This window comes from Streptomyces sp. NBC_01446 (assembly GCF_026340095.1).
In the GTDB taxonomy this organism is placed as follows: domain Bacteria; phylum Actinomycetota; class Actinomycetes; order Streptomycetales; family Streptomycetaceae; genus Streptomyces; species Streptomyces aureus.
In genome coordinates, this window is the sequence record NZ_JAPEPO010000001.1 from 5,080,604 (window position 1) to 5,093,875 (window position 13,272).

A 13,272-nucleotide genomic window follows, 5' to 3' on the forward strand; every position below is an offset into this window, starting at 1 on the left:
GCCATGCGCAGAAACACGCTCAAGCCGATCGCCGCCGTCACCGGAAGCATCGCCCTCGCCGCCACCCTCTCCGCCTGCGGCGGCAACTCCGCCGCCTCCGACGAGAAGACCGTCACCGTGTACAGCGCGGACGGCCTCAAGGGCGAGAACGGCGACGGCTGGTACGACCAGGTCTTCAAGGACTTCACGAAGAAGACCGGCATCAAGGTCGAGTACGTCGAGGGCGGCTCCGGCGAGATGGTGCAGCGCGCCGCCCGCGAGAAGTCGAACACCCAGGCCGACGTCATCGTGACGCTCCCGCCGTTCATCCAGCAGGCCGACGGCAAGGGCCTTCTGCAGAAGTACACGCCCCAGGGCGCCGACCAGGTCGACGGGGCCGACAAGGCCGCCGACGGCACCTGGACCTCCGTCGTCAACAACTACTTCGGCTTCGCCTACAACAAGAAGGACCTGAAGACGGCGCCCACCACGTGGGACGAGCTCCTCGACGGCAAGTACAAGAACAAGCTCCAGTACTCCACGCCCGGCGTCGCCGGCGACGGCACCGCCGTCGTCGTCAAGGCCATGCACGACTTCGGCGGCAAGGAACCCGCCATGGACTACCTGAAGAAGCTCCAGGCCAACAACGTCGGCCCGTCCGCCTCCACCGGCAAGCTCGCCCCCAAGGTCGACAAGGGCGAACTCCTCGTCGCCAACGGCGATGTGCAGATGAGCTTCGCGCAGTCCAAGACCATGCCGAACCTCGGCATCTGGTTCCCGAAGAAGGCCGGCGGCAGGCCGACCTCGTTCGCCCTGCCCTACGCCGGCGGCCTCGTGAAGAACGCCCCGCACAGCGAGAACGGCAAGAAGCTCCTCGACTTCATGCTGTCCACCAAGGCGCAGCAGCAGGTCAGCTCCATCGGCGGCGGCTTCTCCGCGCGCAAGGACGTCAAGGCGACCGACGAGAACGCCATCGCCCTCGCCAAGGTGATGGACGGCGTCGAGATCTTCGAGCCCGACTGGAACGACATCGACAAGGACCTCCAGACGTACGTGGCGGACTGGAAGTCGGCGACCGGCAGCTGACCTGCGGACCGCTTCCGCGGGCTCGGCGGGGTCGAGATCAGCCGGTGCTGATTAGGCTGGGGGCGTCGGCACAGAGTGGTCCCGGCGCCCCAGCTATTTCTTGACCCCAGCGTTTTCTTGTATGGCAGGAGACCGGCACATGGCAGAGCGCAAGCCCATCGAATCGTGGCTCACCGACATGGACGGTGTGCTCATCCACGAGGGCGTGCCGATCCCCGGCGCCGATGCCTTCGTCAAGAGGCTCCGCGAGTCGGGCAAGCCCTTCCTGGTGCTGACGAACAACTCGATCTACACCGCCCGCGACCTCCAGGCCCGGCTGACCCGCATGGGCCTGGAGGTGCCGGTCGAGAACATCTGGACGTCGGCCCTGGCCACCGCCAAGTTCCTCGACGACCAGCGCCCCGGCGGCACGGCGTACGTCATCGGCGAGGCCGGCCTGACGACGGCGCTGCACGACATCGGGTACGTCCTCACCGACCACGACCCCGATTACGTGGTTCTCGGCGAGACGCGCACCTACTCGTTCGAGGCCATGACGAAGGCCGTCCGCCTGATCGACAACGGCGCCCGCTTCATCTGCACCAACCCGGACGAGACCGGCCCCTCCACCGAGGGTCCGCTGCCCGCCACGGGCGCCGTCGCCGCGCTGATCACCAAGGCGACCGGCAAGCAGCCCTACTTCGCGGGCAAGCCGAACCCGCTGATGATGCGCACCGGCCTGAACGCGATCGGGGCGCACTCGGAGTCCAGCGCCATGATCGGCGACCGCATGGACACCGACGTCCTCGCGGGCCTCGAAGCCGGGATGAAGACCTTCCTCGTCCTGACGGGTCTGACCGGCAGGGCCGACGTCGACCGCTATCCCTTCCGGCCTTCCGAGGTCGTCAATTCCATCGCTGACCTGGTCGAACTCGTCTGATCCCGCTCCCGGGGGCGGCCTTTTCCGGCGCCCCCGGGATGCGGATCGGGCCTGCGCGCGTGACCCTTCCAATACAGGAGGTTCACAATGCGTAGAGAGATGTTCGCTCTCCGTGCCATAGGGTCGGCCGCCGTTCTGGTGACACTGCCTGTCGCCGCCGCCCACGCGGAAGGCGGGGAATCCGACGGATCCACCGGTTCCATCACCGTCACCCCCTTCGCCCCCGCCACCGGGACCCAGGTAGACCTCAGGGTCTCCGGTTGCAAGGAATCCAAGGGCAAGGCCTACTCGGACGCCTTCGAGACGCCCGGCGATCTCGTCCCGTCCGCGGACCAGCCCACGCTGACCAGCCAGGCCCGCATCCGCTCGTCCGCGACGCCCGGGATCTACGAGATCAAGGTGACCTGCGACGGCATCAGCGGCAAGGTCAAGGGCAGCGTCCAGGTCCTCCAGCCGGGCCGGCCCACGCCGGTACCCACCGCGCCCGTGCACGCGGGCGGTGGCGGTACCGCACAGCTGACCGCGGCCCACACCACCGAGATCGTCGACGGTCTGCGCGAGGAGGGCCCCGGCACCCGGCACACGGTGCTCGGCCTGGTGCTCGCGGCGGTCGCGGCCGTCGCCGTGGCCCTGCGCAGCGTCCGCCGGCGCCGCTCCGACTGAGCGGGGGCCGATCATGGCTGACGGCGAACGACCGCACGGCAACGGGCGGCTCGTGACCGGAGTGGCCTGGGCCGTACTACTGCTCGGCCTGTGGCTGTGGGGCCGCGAAGTCACCGATATCCACGGCCTGTCCGCGCCCACGACCGGCGACGCGGCCGCCGTCGGACGGCCGCTGGGCATCGAACTGCCGCCCGCGCACAAGCCGATGGCCGGCGCGGAGCCGCAGCGCATCGATGTCTCCGCACTGAAGATCGAGGCGCCGGTGAAGGCCCGCGGCCTCGACGGGAGCGGCGCGATCGACCCGCCGCCGTTCTCGCAGGCAGGCGTCGTCGGCTGGTACGGCGGCGGCGTGAAGCCGGGCGAGCGCGGCACGGCCCTGCTCGTCGGGCACGTAGACACGGACACCAGGCCCGCCGTGTTCTACCGCCTCAGCTCGGCCAAGCCGGGCGACAAGGTGCGGGTCGCACGGGACGACGGCTCCGTCGCCGAGTTCACCGTCGACGACGTGCAGGTCTTCAGCCGCGACCGGTTCGACGCGCAGAAGGCGTACGGCCAGCGGCAGTCCGGCCGGGCCGAGCTGCGGCTGATCACATGCGGCGGCTCCTTCGACCGGGCGTCGCACACCTACACCGCCAACGTCGTCGTGTCCGCGTACCTCACCGGCGTGCCCGACGCGCCCGCGCGCTGACAACCTGGCCCGGCCGGCGGCCCGCTCCCCCCGGGGAGACGCCGGCCGGGCTGGTCCTCGACCGCGCGCGCTCGGGCTGCGGGAGTAACCCGGCGTCGGCGCGGGAGGTCAGGAGAGACCTGCCCTCCCGGAGAGGTGGTGCAGGCCGGGGCTCCGTCCGCTCACGACGACTCTAGAGCGGATGGGCGACGCGGCCTAGAAGGCTCATGAAGATCTTGGGTTCTGGCCCTGCCGCGTCAGCGGCAGGGCCAGACTCGTCTTGTGGCGATGGGTGAGTGGGTCGGCGAGATGGTCGGGCCGGACGTGTGGGAGACCTGCCGGGAACTGATCCCGGCCGGGAGTGTGTTCGCGTTCCTGGCCGAGCACCGGGGCGAGCTGTTCCCGGCGGCGATGTTCGCAGACATGTACCCGTCGGCGAACGGACGGCCGAGCATGCCGCCGCAGGTCCTGGCCGCCGCGATCACCTTGCAGGCCCTGCACGGGCTGTCGGACTTCGAGACAGTCCAGGAACTGCGGTGCGACCTGCGGTGGAAGGCCGGATGCGGGCTGGGCCTTCACGACACGGCCTTCGACCCGTCACTGCTGGCCTACTTCCGCCGCCGGCTGGCCCGTTCCGCGCGCCCGAACCGTATTTTCGACGCCGTGCGCGAAGTCGTGAAGGCCACCGGCGTACTCAAGGGGAAGCACCGCAGGGCGCTGGACTCCACCGTGCTGGACGACGCGGTGGCCACCCAGGACACCGTCACCCAGATCATCGCCGCCGTCCGCGCGGTGATCCGCGAGGTCCCCGGCGCCGACACGGTCGCCGCCACGCAGTGCACCGCGCACGACTACACCGACCCGGGCAAACCCCGCATCGCCTGGAACGACGAGCAGGCCCGCGCCAGGCTGGTCGACGCGCTGGTCACGGATGCCCTGCGGCTGCTGGGCCACCTGCCCGAACAGCAACTCGGCGAAAGGGCAGCCAACGCGGTGGGCATTTTGGCCCTGGTCGCCGGCCAGGACGTCGAGCCCGCCGAGGACTCCGACGGCCGCGACGGCCGCTGGCGCATCACCCGGGGCACCGCCCCCGGACGGGTGGTCTCCACCGTTGATCCCGAAGCCCGGCACGTCCACAAGACCCGCAGCCACCAGCAGGACGGCTTCAAGGCCCACCTGGCCATCGAGCCCGAGACCGGCTTATACACCGCTGTCGCCCTGCGGCCCGGCTCGGGAGCCGAACACCACGAGGCCGCCGTCGGCCTGGACCTGCTCGCCGACGAGGACAACCCGCTGGACGTCTTCGGCGACACCGCCTACTCCACCGGCGACGCCCGCCAGACCCTCCACGAGGCCGGGCACCGGCTGTTCCTCAAACCCGCCCCGCTGAGGCCCGCCGTCCCCGGCGGCTTCACCCTCGACGACTTCGCCATCAACACCAAAACCGCCATCGTGACCTGCCCGGCCGGACACACCGTGGCCCTGTCCGACCCCGGCGGGCAGCACCACCAACGCAAAGCCTCTTTCGGGAACTTATGCACCGGATGCCACCTACGCGAGCGGTGCACCAAAGCCAGGGCCGGACGCATCCTGACCATCCGGCCTCACCACGACCACCAGACCGCCGCGCGCCGCCAGGCCGCCACCGACCCCGGCTGGCAGGCCGACTACCGCCGCTGGCGGCCACCAGTCGAACGCGCCGTCGCCTGGCTCGTCCACCACGGCAACAGGCGCCTGCGCTACCGCGGCACCATCAACAACAACACCTGGCTCCACACCCGAGCCGCCGCCCTCAACCTCCGCCGGCTGATCAACCTCGGACTCACCCACACCAGTGGGATCTGGCACCTCGCACCGGCCGGTACATGACCGCAGGGGCTGTCCGGCCTGACGGCCGGACAGCCCCTCACCAAGATCTTCATCGGCCTTCTAGAGGCTGTTTGACGCCAAGTCCGGATGTGCTCGCACCCCTGGTGAACACCGAACGGGGGCGCTGTAACAGGTATTTGACGAACCCTGTCCGCCCTCGTGGTCGCGGCGGCCCGTATGCCAGGATTGAGAGTCGTACAGGGCACCCAAGGGGGAGTGGATGTACCGAAAGGACGCAGGCCGCGTACGCGGTGTCGGCGCCTGGGGGGTGAGGGCGGGAGCGGCGGCCGTGGGGGCGGCGCTGCTGGTGTCCGGATGTTCCTCCGGGGACGGCAAGGACAAGAACGGCTCATCGTCACCCGTGAAGCAGCAGCCGAAGGGGTCCGACCCGTTCTGGGTCAACCCGGACGGCAGCGCCGCCAAGCAGGTCGCCGCCCACGAGAAGGCCGGCAAGAAGGACGACGCCGAGCAGATCCGGAAGATAGCCGAGCAGCCGAGCGGCGAGTGGATCCTCCCGGAGAACGCGGAGGACCAGGCACGGGGCTACACCGAGGCCGCCGACCAGGCCGACCGGGACGCCCTGCTCGTGCTCTACAACATCCCGCACCGCGACTGCGGCCAGTTCTCCAAGGGCGGCGCGGCCGACGGGAACCAGTACCGGGCGTTCATCGACAGCGTCGCCAAGGGCATCGGCGACCGGCACGCGACGGTGATCCTGGAGCCGGACGCCGTGCAGCACATGGTGGACAACTGCACGCCGGAGGAGTTCCACGAGGAGCGCTACGACCTCCTCAAGGGTGCCGTCGCCAAGCTCAAGTCGCTGAAGAACACCACGGTCTACCTCGACGCGGGCAACGCCGGCTGGGGCAAGCCCGACCAGATCTTCCAGCCGCTCCAGTGGTCCGGCATCGACCAGGCCGACGGCTTCTCGGTCAACGTGTCGAACTTCTACACCACCGCGGACTCCGTGAAGTACGGCAAGGAGCTCTCGGCGAAGGTCGGCAACAAGCCGTTCGTCATCGACACCAGCCGCAATGGGAAGGGGCCCTACACGGGCGGCGACCCGGCCCAGCGCTGGTGCAATCCTCCCGGGAGGGCGCTGGGTGAGGAGCCCGGCACCAGGACGGGCGACCCCCTCGTCAAGGCGTACCTGTGGGTCAAGCGGCCCGGCGAGTCGGACGGCGACTGCAAGGGGGGCCCGAAGGCGGGGGCCTGGTGGCCGGAGTACGCCCTCGGTCTCGCCAAGGCCACCAAGTAGGGGCAGCGGCCGGAAAGCCTTAAGGGGGTGGGGGCTCGGGCCCCCACCCCCTTACGTACGTGCCCCTACGGCACGTGAACCCACTGCGCCTTGCTCGGCGTTCCCTGATCGTCCGTCACGAACAGCATGTACCAGCCCGACTCGACCAGGCTGCGGTTGTTCGGGATGGTCACCGTGACGCTGTCCTTCGACTTCTTCAGGTCGAGGGCGATCGACGTCTGGTCGACGTCCGTGACGTGTGTGGACGCGCTCGGCCTGATCAGCCGGGCCGTCCGGATCGCCGCCGCGTGGTCCGACGTGTACGTCGCCGTGCCGCCGCGCGCGACGGTCTTCGTGCCGCCGCCGAGCGTGGGCCGCGAGTCCTGGTACAGGTACGGCGGCGTGTAGATCTCGATGCGCTGCTCGAAGACACCGGGCTTGGTGTTCGCCTTGTCGGCGTAGAGCGAGTCCGAGCCGAAGAACATCACGCGGCCGTCGGGCAGCAGGATCGAGCCCGAGTGGTAGTTGCGGCCGACGAGCGGGTCGGCGACGCGCTGGAACGTGTTGGTCTTCACGTCGTACAGCCGTGCCTGGTGGATGTTCGAGTCGCCGCGGCCGCGGTAGTCCTCGGAGCCGCCGGACACCAGGACCGTGTCGTCGGGGAGCGTGGAGGACTGCGGGTAGCGCGTGCCCTTCTCCAGCTCCGGACCGTCGACGAACTTCGGGTCCTTCGCCTTGAGGTCGACGATCCGCGTCTTGCGGCTCGACTCCTTGGACTCGCCGACCCCGCCGCCGCCGACCACCATGTAGCGCTGGTCCTGCGCGGGCGGCAGCTCCACCGTGCCGGCGGTCTCCATCAGCTTCGGGTCGCTCAGCCCGGGAATCTTCTGGAACTTGTTGGTCGCGAGGTCCCAGATGCCGGGCGTGCGGCCGACGTTGTCGGGCCCGTAACCCGCGTTGGCACCCGAGTAGAAGATCTTCCCGTCCTCCATCTGGAAGAGGGCCGGGTACGTCGGGAACTGGCGGATCCCCTTGGTGTACGTCCACTTCTTGGTCTTCGGGTCGTACGTCTCGTTCTTGCCCGGGACGAGCTGGCCGATGTCGTCGAGCCCGGAGACCGAGAGGACCTTGCCGTCCGACAGTGTGGTCAGCGTCGGGTACCAGCGTGCCTCGTTCATCGGGTCGACCTTGATGTACTTCTCGGCGACCGGGTCGAACTCGTAGCTGTCCCTGATCCCCTGGAAGTCCTTCTTGTCCAGGGCGAGCTTCTGCGCGATGCCGTAGACGTTGCGCGCGTCGGCGCCCTTGAGGCCCTGCACACGGTAGTTGTCCTGCGTGCCCGTCTCGTACTTCGTGCCGCTCTTCTGCGCCTCGACGTAGACCCGGCGGATGCCCGGGTCGTTGCGCAGGAACTTGCCCGTCTCGGGGTCGAAGACCTTCTTCGCCCGCTCGATGGTGATGTTCTCGCTGGTGACGAAGGTCTTGCCGTTCTCCTTGCCGGTGAACCTGGACCCCTTGGGGATCGTCTTCGGCTCGTCCGGGTCCTCGTTGTGGACGATCATCAGGCCGCCGGCCTTGGTGACGTCGCCCTTGAGCTTCTCGTAGCTCTTGGTGCCGCCGGCTATGAGCAGATTGCCGTTGGCCAGCTGTGTGTGGCCCGTGCAGAACAGGTCGGTGGGCGTGGGGATCTTCTTGATCGTCCCCTTCACCGGGTCCCACAGCCGGGTGTCGAACTTCTTCGCGTCGAAGTTGTCCTGGTTGTTCCCGGACCCGGCCACGAGCAGGATCTTGCCCGTGTGCAGCAGGGCGGCGTGAATCGTGTTCTGCCGGTACTCCTTGGGGAACTCGACGATGTCCCACTTGCCGTTCTCGGCCTTGTACTCAGGTCTGTTGATCTTGTACTCGTGGTACTTCGCCGAACCGAACCGGTAGAGCCACGGCCCGTTCATCCCGGCAAGCGCGAGCACCACCACCGAGCCGATGGCTATGCGTCGGGCACGGCGGCGGCTGGCACCGTCTTTCATTTCTTACGTCCCCCAAGGGCGATCTGCATGGTCTGGTCGGGCGCGGCCCAACTCGGCTTCTCCTGCGCGGCGTGCGCCGGCGCGGCCAGGTGCTCCCCTTGGTCCGGGGGAGCGGCCGGCGGCTTCGGCTTCTTCCTGTCCTGCCGCAAAGTCCACCGCCAGGCGAAGATCGGCGAGGCCGTGATGAGCAGCGCGAACGAGGCCCAGGTGAGCATCGCCGGGTGTGCGTGCCCGTACACGAAGGACGCGGTCATGGACGCCGCGAAGACCAGGATGAAGAACAGGTGGATGCGGAACGTGCCGAACAGCGTGTCGGGGCTGGCCGACTCGCCCTTGGGGGTCACCACGAACTTGCTCTTGCGCCGCAGCACGGCGTCCATCAGGGAGCGTGCGTAGATTGGCGCGGACAGTGCCGACATCACCATGCCCGCGATACCGCCGGAGCCCTCGGGCTCGTGCGGCGACACGTTGTGGCGGCGGTTCCAGATGTAGAGGCCGATCTGCAGCGCGGAGGCGTTGCCGTACAGCATCAGCCAGATGGTCGGGTCGATGTTCACGCCGGACGCGCCGAGGCCGAGGAACAGGGCGCAACTGAGCGCCGCCAGAATCCAGTTCATGGCGGACATCGGGTAGAAGATGACCATCATCGTGTAGTTGAAGAAGCGGCCCGGCGGCAGCGAGAACGGCGCCTTCCAGAACTGCTTGAGGATCGTCTCGTACGTGCCCCGGGACCAGCGCAGCTGCTGCGTGAAGAAGTCGGTCCAGGCGTTCGGGCCCTCACCTACGGCGAGCACGTCGGGCGTGTAGACCGACTTCCACTTCTGGCCCGTGGCTGGGTTCTTGGCGCGGTGGATCTCGAAGCCCGTCGCCATGTCCTCGGTGATCGAGTCGTAGAGACCGCCGATCTGCTTGAGGGTCCTGATGCGTACGGCGTTGGAGGTGCCGACGAACATCGGGGCGCCGTAGGCGTTGCCCGCGCGCTGGATCAGCGCGTGGAAGAGGAACTGCTGGGACTCGGCGGCCTTCGTGACGAAGGAGTCGTAGTTGCCGTAGACCTGCGGGCCGATGACGAAGCCGACGTTCTCGTCGCGGAAGAAGCCGAGCATCCGCTCCAGGTAGTTGGGCAGCGGCACATGGTCGGTGTCGACGGAGGCGAAGTAGTCGTAGTCGTCGCCGTGCGCGTCCAGCCAGGCGTTGTAGTTGCCGTGCTTGGTCTTGGCGCGGTGCGGGCCCTTGGCCTGGTTCCACCTCGCGACGCCCTTGCGGGAGAAGTGGTGCACACCGAGGCGCTCGCAGACCGCCTTCACCTCGGGGTCGTCGCCCTCGTCGAGGAGCCAGATGTGCAACAGCCCCCGGTGGCGCAGCTTCACGGCCGCCTCCAGGGTCTTCGTCACCATCTCGATCGGCTCCTTGCCGGGCACGAACGAGGTCAGGAACGCGACTCTCGTGCCGGTCTCGGGCACCACCGGGATCGGGTCGCGGGCGACGAGCGTGGCGTGCGCGTTCGACAGCACATTCATGCAGCGGAAGAACTCGATCAGGCCGATCGACACCAGCATCACGACGTCGAGCGCGGGCAGGAAGTCGTACGCCGGGTAGTCCCGCTCCGTCCAGTGCTCGGGCTGGAGCAGCCAGAAGAGCAGTACGAGAGAGAGGAGCGGCGCGGCGCCCAGCATCAGCGCGGCCCGCAGCCGGTGCGGCTCCTGCGAGAGCAGCGAGCGGTACCGCACCTTGTACGGCTTGCCGGGTTCGGGCTGGGTCAGCGGCCCCGCGAGTCGGCTGTAGTGCTCGTAGTCGTAGCGCGGCAGGGCCTTCTTGATGCGCCGGTAGCCGCCGGTCCGATGCGGTGGCACGCGTAGCTGGGTGGTCTGGGACGGATCGAAGTTCTGCCCGGCGCCTGTCGGCGTCGACGTCATGAGTCATTCCCCCCGCACGCAAGTCACTGCGTGGTCGTCGGTCATCCGTCCGGTTCGGTCCCCCTTGACCTCGCCGGACGTGTCAGTGGCAGGCCACGGTCCCCCGTCTAAGACTGAGACGACGGCCTTCCGGTTGCATGATGCCCCCCTCGGCATCGCTTCATGAACGGGGCCCCCACCCCTGAGTCGAGCGCAACCGGCGTCGGCCTGGTGCCGGCCCAACTGCCGTGTGCTGCCTGCCTCATCGGAGCCAATGGCTCCCGGACAGGGTTCTACGCACCTCATCGTGATCGCAAGGGCGATACGAAGCGAAACAAGCTGTTTACCGGTCATACGTGCGATTTGGCACGTCTGTTGGGGCGGATGGGGCGCTCAGGCGCCGTGCACGGGGCGCGCGCCGGGGGTGCAGGCGTTGCCCATCGGGCGCGCGCCGGGGTGCTCAGGCGTTGCCCGCCGGCTGCCGTCGGGTGCTCGCCAGGTGCTCAGGCGTTGCTCATGGGGTGCCCGTCGGGGTGCCCGTCGGGTTGCTCGCCGGGGTGCTCAGCCGGGTGCGGATGTCGCCGAAGTGCTCCCTTATGGCGCGCTCCGCGCGCAGCGGGTCGCCGGAGCGCACCGCGTCGACGATCTCGCGGTGCTGGAGTCCGGTGACCTTCGGGTCGTGCGGGATGGCGACGAGGTCGGTGCGCACCCGGTGGAAAGCGTCCCAGAACGCCTCCATGACCTCGCCGAGCAGCGGGTTTCCGAGGCCGCGGTAGAGCGTCGCGTGGAAGGCGCGGTCGGTGCCCGGGCTCACGGCGCCGTCGGTGGCCGCCTCTGCGTCCATGCGGTCGACGAGGGCGTCCAGTTCGGCCAGGTCGGCCTCGGGGACGCGGCCGGCGAGGCGCGCGATGAGGCCGGTCTCGACGGCCTCGCGCAGTTCGAGGAGCTGGAGCAGGCTGTCCTCGCCGCGGTAGTGCCCGGCGACGGTGCGGAAGGTGAGCCCCTCGATCATGGGGGCCATGGACATCGGTCCGACGTAGGTGCCGAAGCCGTGCCGGATCTCCACGATGCCCATCGCCTGGAGGGCCTTGAGCGCCTCGCGCACGGAGTTCCGGCTGACGCCGAGGAGCTCCATCAACTCGGGCTCGGTGGGCAGGGAGGCACCGGACGGAAGCCGCCGGTCGATGATGAGCTTTTTGATCCGCTCCTGGAGGTCGCGCGCCATGGGCCCACGTTATCGGCAGGAGCGGCAGCCGTAGCCCCCCGAGCAGCAGAAAGGGGCCCATCGCTCGGGCGCCTGCCCATAGCGAAGGCCCCCCACTCTCGTGGAGGGCCTTCGCCTGTCTGTGCGCCGCCAGGGACTCGAACCCCGGACCCGCTGATTAAGAGTCAGCTGCTCTAACCAACTGAGCTAGCGGCGCCTGCTGACCTGGAGAACTCTACCCGAATCCCTGGGGTGCTCCGGACCACCACGCCTGTCCGTATCACCCTATTTATCCGGTAAATGCATCATTCGGACCGTCAACATGCGATATCGCCAGAGAGTTGAGAGGCTTCCGTTTGTGCAGATTGTTGGACATTTCATTCTGGAGTGTGAGGGGAATCGCATGAAGGCTCCGGTGTTCGAGGAGTTCGATCCTGCGAGCGACTGCGACTGCCCGGGGTGTCTTCAGTGGCGGGGTGCCGCCCGGAGCTCCCCGTCGTCGCTGACGATCAGTCTCGGCGGCCACCCCGCCGCCCACGGCGCCCGGCGCGCCCTCGTCCTCGCGGCCGCGGCCGGCACGGTCATCGGTGGCGCGCACACGGTCCCCGCCGTCGCGTCCGACCACGGGCCGGCCAGGCCGGGGCTGCCTTCCTCGGACGAGCCGCCGACCCCGCAGGGCGGGTCGGGCCCGCTGCACGGGCCGGCGGGCAGCCCGGCCGCGCCCCCGAAGCACGTGACCGGACTGCCGGCCACGACCCGCGCGGCGATCGTCAAACGGGCCAAGCTCTGGCTCGCCGCCAAGGTGCCGTACAGCATGGTGAAGTTCTGGAGCGACGGGTACCGGCAGGACTGCTCCGGCTTCGTCTCCATGGCGTGGAACCTCGGCAGCAACGAATGGACCGGGAGTCTCAACAAGTACGGGACACGCATCACGCGCGAGCAGCTCCAACCCGGCGACATGCTGCTCTTCCACAATCCGTCGAACCCTCAGAAGGGCTCGCACGTCGTCCTCTTCGGCGGCTGGACCGACTACACGCACACCTACTACGTCGCGTACGAGCAGACGCCGCCCAGAGCCCGCAAGCAGTCCACTCCCTATGCCTACTGGAGCAACTCGTCCCACTATGTGCCCTATCGCTACAAGGGGCTGAAGCAGGAGGAGAAGGCGGCGGTCGGCGGTTCGGCGTCGACGCAGTTCCCGGGGGCCAAGTCGTTCGGTACCGGGGCGGACAACGCGAACGTCACGCGGCTCGGGAAGCTGCTCGTGGACCGGGGCGGGGCGCGGTTCTACAAGACCGGACCCGGGCCGCGCTGGGGTGAGGCCGACCGGCTCGCCACGCAGGCGTTCCAGCGCGCGCAGGGCTGGACGGGCACGAGTGCCGACGGCCTGCCCGGGCCCACGACCTGGGCCTATCTGATCGGCGGCAAGGGCAAGGACATTCCGCCCATCGCCGGCGCCGCGTCCGGCCCCGGCTCCGCCGCTTCCAAGGTGCCGCCCTATCCCGGGCGCGGAATGTTCCGGCCGGGCGCGAGCAACGCGTACGTCGCCCAGCTCGGCAAGCAGCTGGTGAAGAAGGGCTTCGGCAAGAACTACACGAAGGGCCCGGGCTCCCGCTGGGGCGAGGCCGACCGGCGGGGCGTCGAGGCGTTCCAGCGGTCCCAGGGCTGGCGCGGCGGCGCGGCCGACGGTTACCCGGGGCCCGAGACCTGGCGACGGCTCTTCTCGTGA

At 68.9% G+C, this 13,272-nt stretch carries 10 protein-coding genes and 1 tRNA gene; 7 read left to right on the plus strand and 4 right to left on the minus strand.

Features of this window, described 5'->3' with window-relative positions:
* Nucleotides 1–3: 3 nt before the first annotated feature.
* The 6 genes from OG456_RS22820 to OG456_RS22845 all read left to right on the plus strand — a co-directional run bounded on the left by OG456_RS22820 (nucleotide 4) and on the right by OG456_RS22845 (nucleotide 6,441).
* Nucleotides 4–1,065, plus strand: a complete 1,062-nt coding sequence (locus tag OG456_RS22820) for a 2-aminoethylphosphonate ABC transporter substrate-binding protein (RefSeq protein WP_266563866.1) — start codon at nucleotides 4–6, stop codon at nucleotides 1,063–1,065.
* Between the two features lie 139 nt (nucleotides 1,066–1,204).
* On the plus strand, nucleotides 1,205–1,984 hold the full coding sequence (locus tag OG456_RS22825; RefSeq protein WP_266563868.1) for an HAD-IIA family hydrolase: 780 nt from the start codon (nucleotides 1,205–1,207) through the stop codon (nucleotides 1,982–1,984).
* Nucleotides 1,985–2,083: 99 nt separating this feature from the next.
* Nucleotides 2,084–2,647: a hypothetical protein gene (locus OG456_RS22830; protein WP_266563870.1), complete on the plus strand. Its 564-nt coding sequence runs from the start codon at nucleotides 2,084–2,086 to the stop codon at nucleotides 2,645–2,647.
* A gap of 13 nt (nucleotides 2,648–2,660) precedes the next feature.
* Nucleotides 2,661–3,335 (plus strand): class F sortase, encoded by a 675-nt coding sequence (locus OG456_RS22835; RefSeq protein ID WP_266563872.1) that lies wholly within the window; start codon nucleotides 2,661–2,663, stop codon nucleotides 3,333–3,335.
* Between the two features lie 288 nt (nucleotides 3,336–3,623).
* A complete protein-coding gene (locus OG456_RS22840; RefSeq protein ID WP_266569386.1) occupies nucleotides 3,624–5,183 on the plus strand; it encodes an IS1182 family transposase in 1,560 nt (519 codons plus the stop codon).
* 220 nt (nucleotides 5,184–5,403) lie between these two features.
* Nucleotides 5,404–6,441, plus strand: a complete 1,038-nt coding sequence (locus OG456_RS22845; RefSeq protein WP_266563874.1) for a glycoside hydrolase family 6 protein — start codon at nucleotides 5,404–5,406, stop codon at nucleotides 6,439–6,441.
* 65 nt (nucleotides 6,442–6,506) lie between these two features.
* Here OG456_RS22845 and OG456_RS22850 read toward each other — a convergent pair whose 3' ends face one another.
* The 4 genes from OG456_RS22850 to OG456_RS22865 form a co-directional block, all read right to left on the minus strand.
* Entirely contained in the window at nucleotides 6,507–8,444 is a 1,938-nt protein-coding gene (locus OG456_RS22850; RefSeq protein WP_266563876.1) for a galactose oxidase-like domain-containing protein, read from the minus strand.
* On the minus strand, nucleotides 8,441–10,360 hold the full coding sequence (locus OG456_RS22855; protein ID WP_266563878.1) for a glycosyltransferase family 2 protein: 1,920 nt from the start codon (nucleotides 10,358–10,360) through the stop codon (nucleotides 8,441–8,443). Before OG456_RS22855 ends, OG456_RS22850 begins: the two co-directional genes overlap by 4 nt.
* 493 nt (nucleotides 10,361–10,853) lie before the next feature.
* Nucleotides 10,854–11,564: a FadR/GntR family transcriptional regulator gene (locus tag OG456_RS22860; protein ID WP_266563880.1), complete on the minus strand. Its 711-nt coding sequence runs from the start codon at nucleotides 11,562–11,564 to the stop codon at nucleotides 10,854–10,856.
* Between the two features lie 122 nt (nucleotides 11,565–11,686).
* Nucleotides 11,687–11,760: transfer RNA gene (locus OG456_RS22865), tRNA-Lys, on the minus strand.
* A gap of 186 nt (nucleotides 11,761–11,946) precedes the next feature.
* Between OG456_RS22865 and OG456_RS22870 the strand changes: the two genes are divergently transcribed.
* Nucleotides 11,947–13,272, plus strand: coding sequence for a peptidoglycan-binding protein (locus OG456_RS22870; protein ID WP_266563882.1), 1,326 nt, complete (start codon nucleotides 11,947–11,949; stop codon nucleotides 13,270–13,272).

What these genes read in the sequence shown, in the direction of transcription:
- OG456_RS22870 (WP_266563882.1), top strand. Translation starts at nt 11,947, where the DNA reads ATGAAGGCTCCGGTGTTCGAGGAGTTCGATCCTGCGAGCGACTGCGAC.
- OG456_RS22820 (WP_266563866.1), top strand. Translation starts at nt 4, where the DNA reads ATGCGCAGAAACACGCTCAAGCCGATCGCCGCCGTCACCGGAAGCATC.
- OG456_RS22855 (WP_266563878.1), bottom strand. Translation starts at nt 10,360, where the DNA reads ATGACGTCGACGCCGACAGGCGCCGGGCAGAACTTCGATCCGTCCCAG.
- OG456_RS22830 (WP_266563870.1), top strand. Translation starts at nt 2,084, where the DNA reads ATGTTCGCTCTCCGTGCCATAGGGTCGGCCGCCGTTCTGGTGACACTG.
- OG456_RS22835 (WP_266563872.1), top strand. Translation starts at nt 2,661, where the DNA reads ATGGCTGACGGCGAACGACCGCACGGCAACGGGCGGCTCGTGACCGGA.
- OG456_RS22850 (WP_266563876.1), bottom strand. Translation starts at nt 8,444, where the DNA reads ATGAAAGACGGTGCCAGCCGCCGCCGTGCCCGACGCATAGCCATCGGC.
- OG456_RS22845 (WP_266563874.1), top strand. Translation starts at nt 5,404, where the DNA reads ATGTACCGAAAGGACGCAGGCCGCGTACGCGGTGTCGGCGCCTGGGGG.
- OG456_RS22840 (WP_266569386.1), top strand. Translation starts at nt 3,624, where the DNA reads ATGGTCGGGCCGGACGTGTGGGAGACCTGCCGGGAACTGATCCCGGCC.
- OG456_RS22860 (WP_266563880.1), bottom strand. Translation starts at nt 11,564, where the DNA reads ATGGCGCGCGACCTCCAGGAGCGGATCAAAAAGCTCATCATCGACCGG.
- OG456_RS22825 (WP_266563868.1), top strand. Translation starts at nt 1,205, where the DNA reads ATGGCAGAGCGCAAGCCCATCGAATCGTGGCTCACCGACATGGACGGT.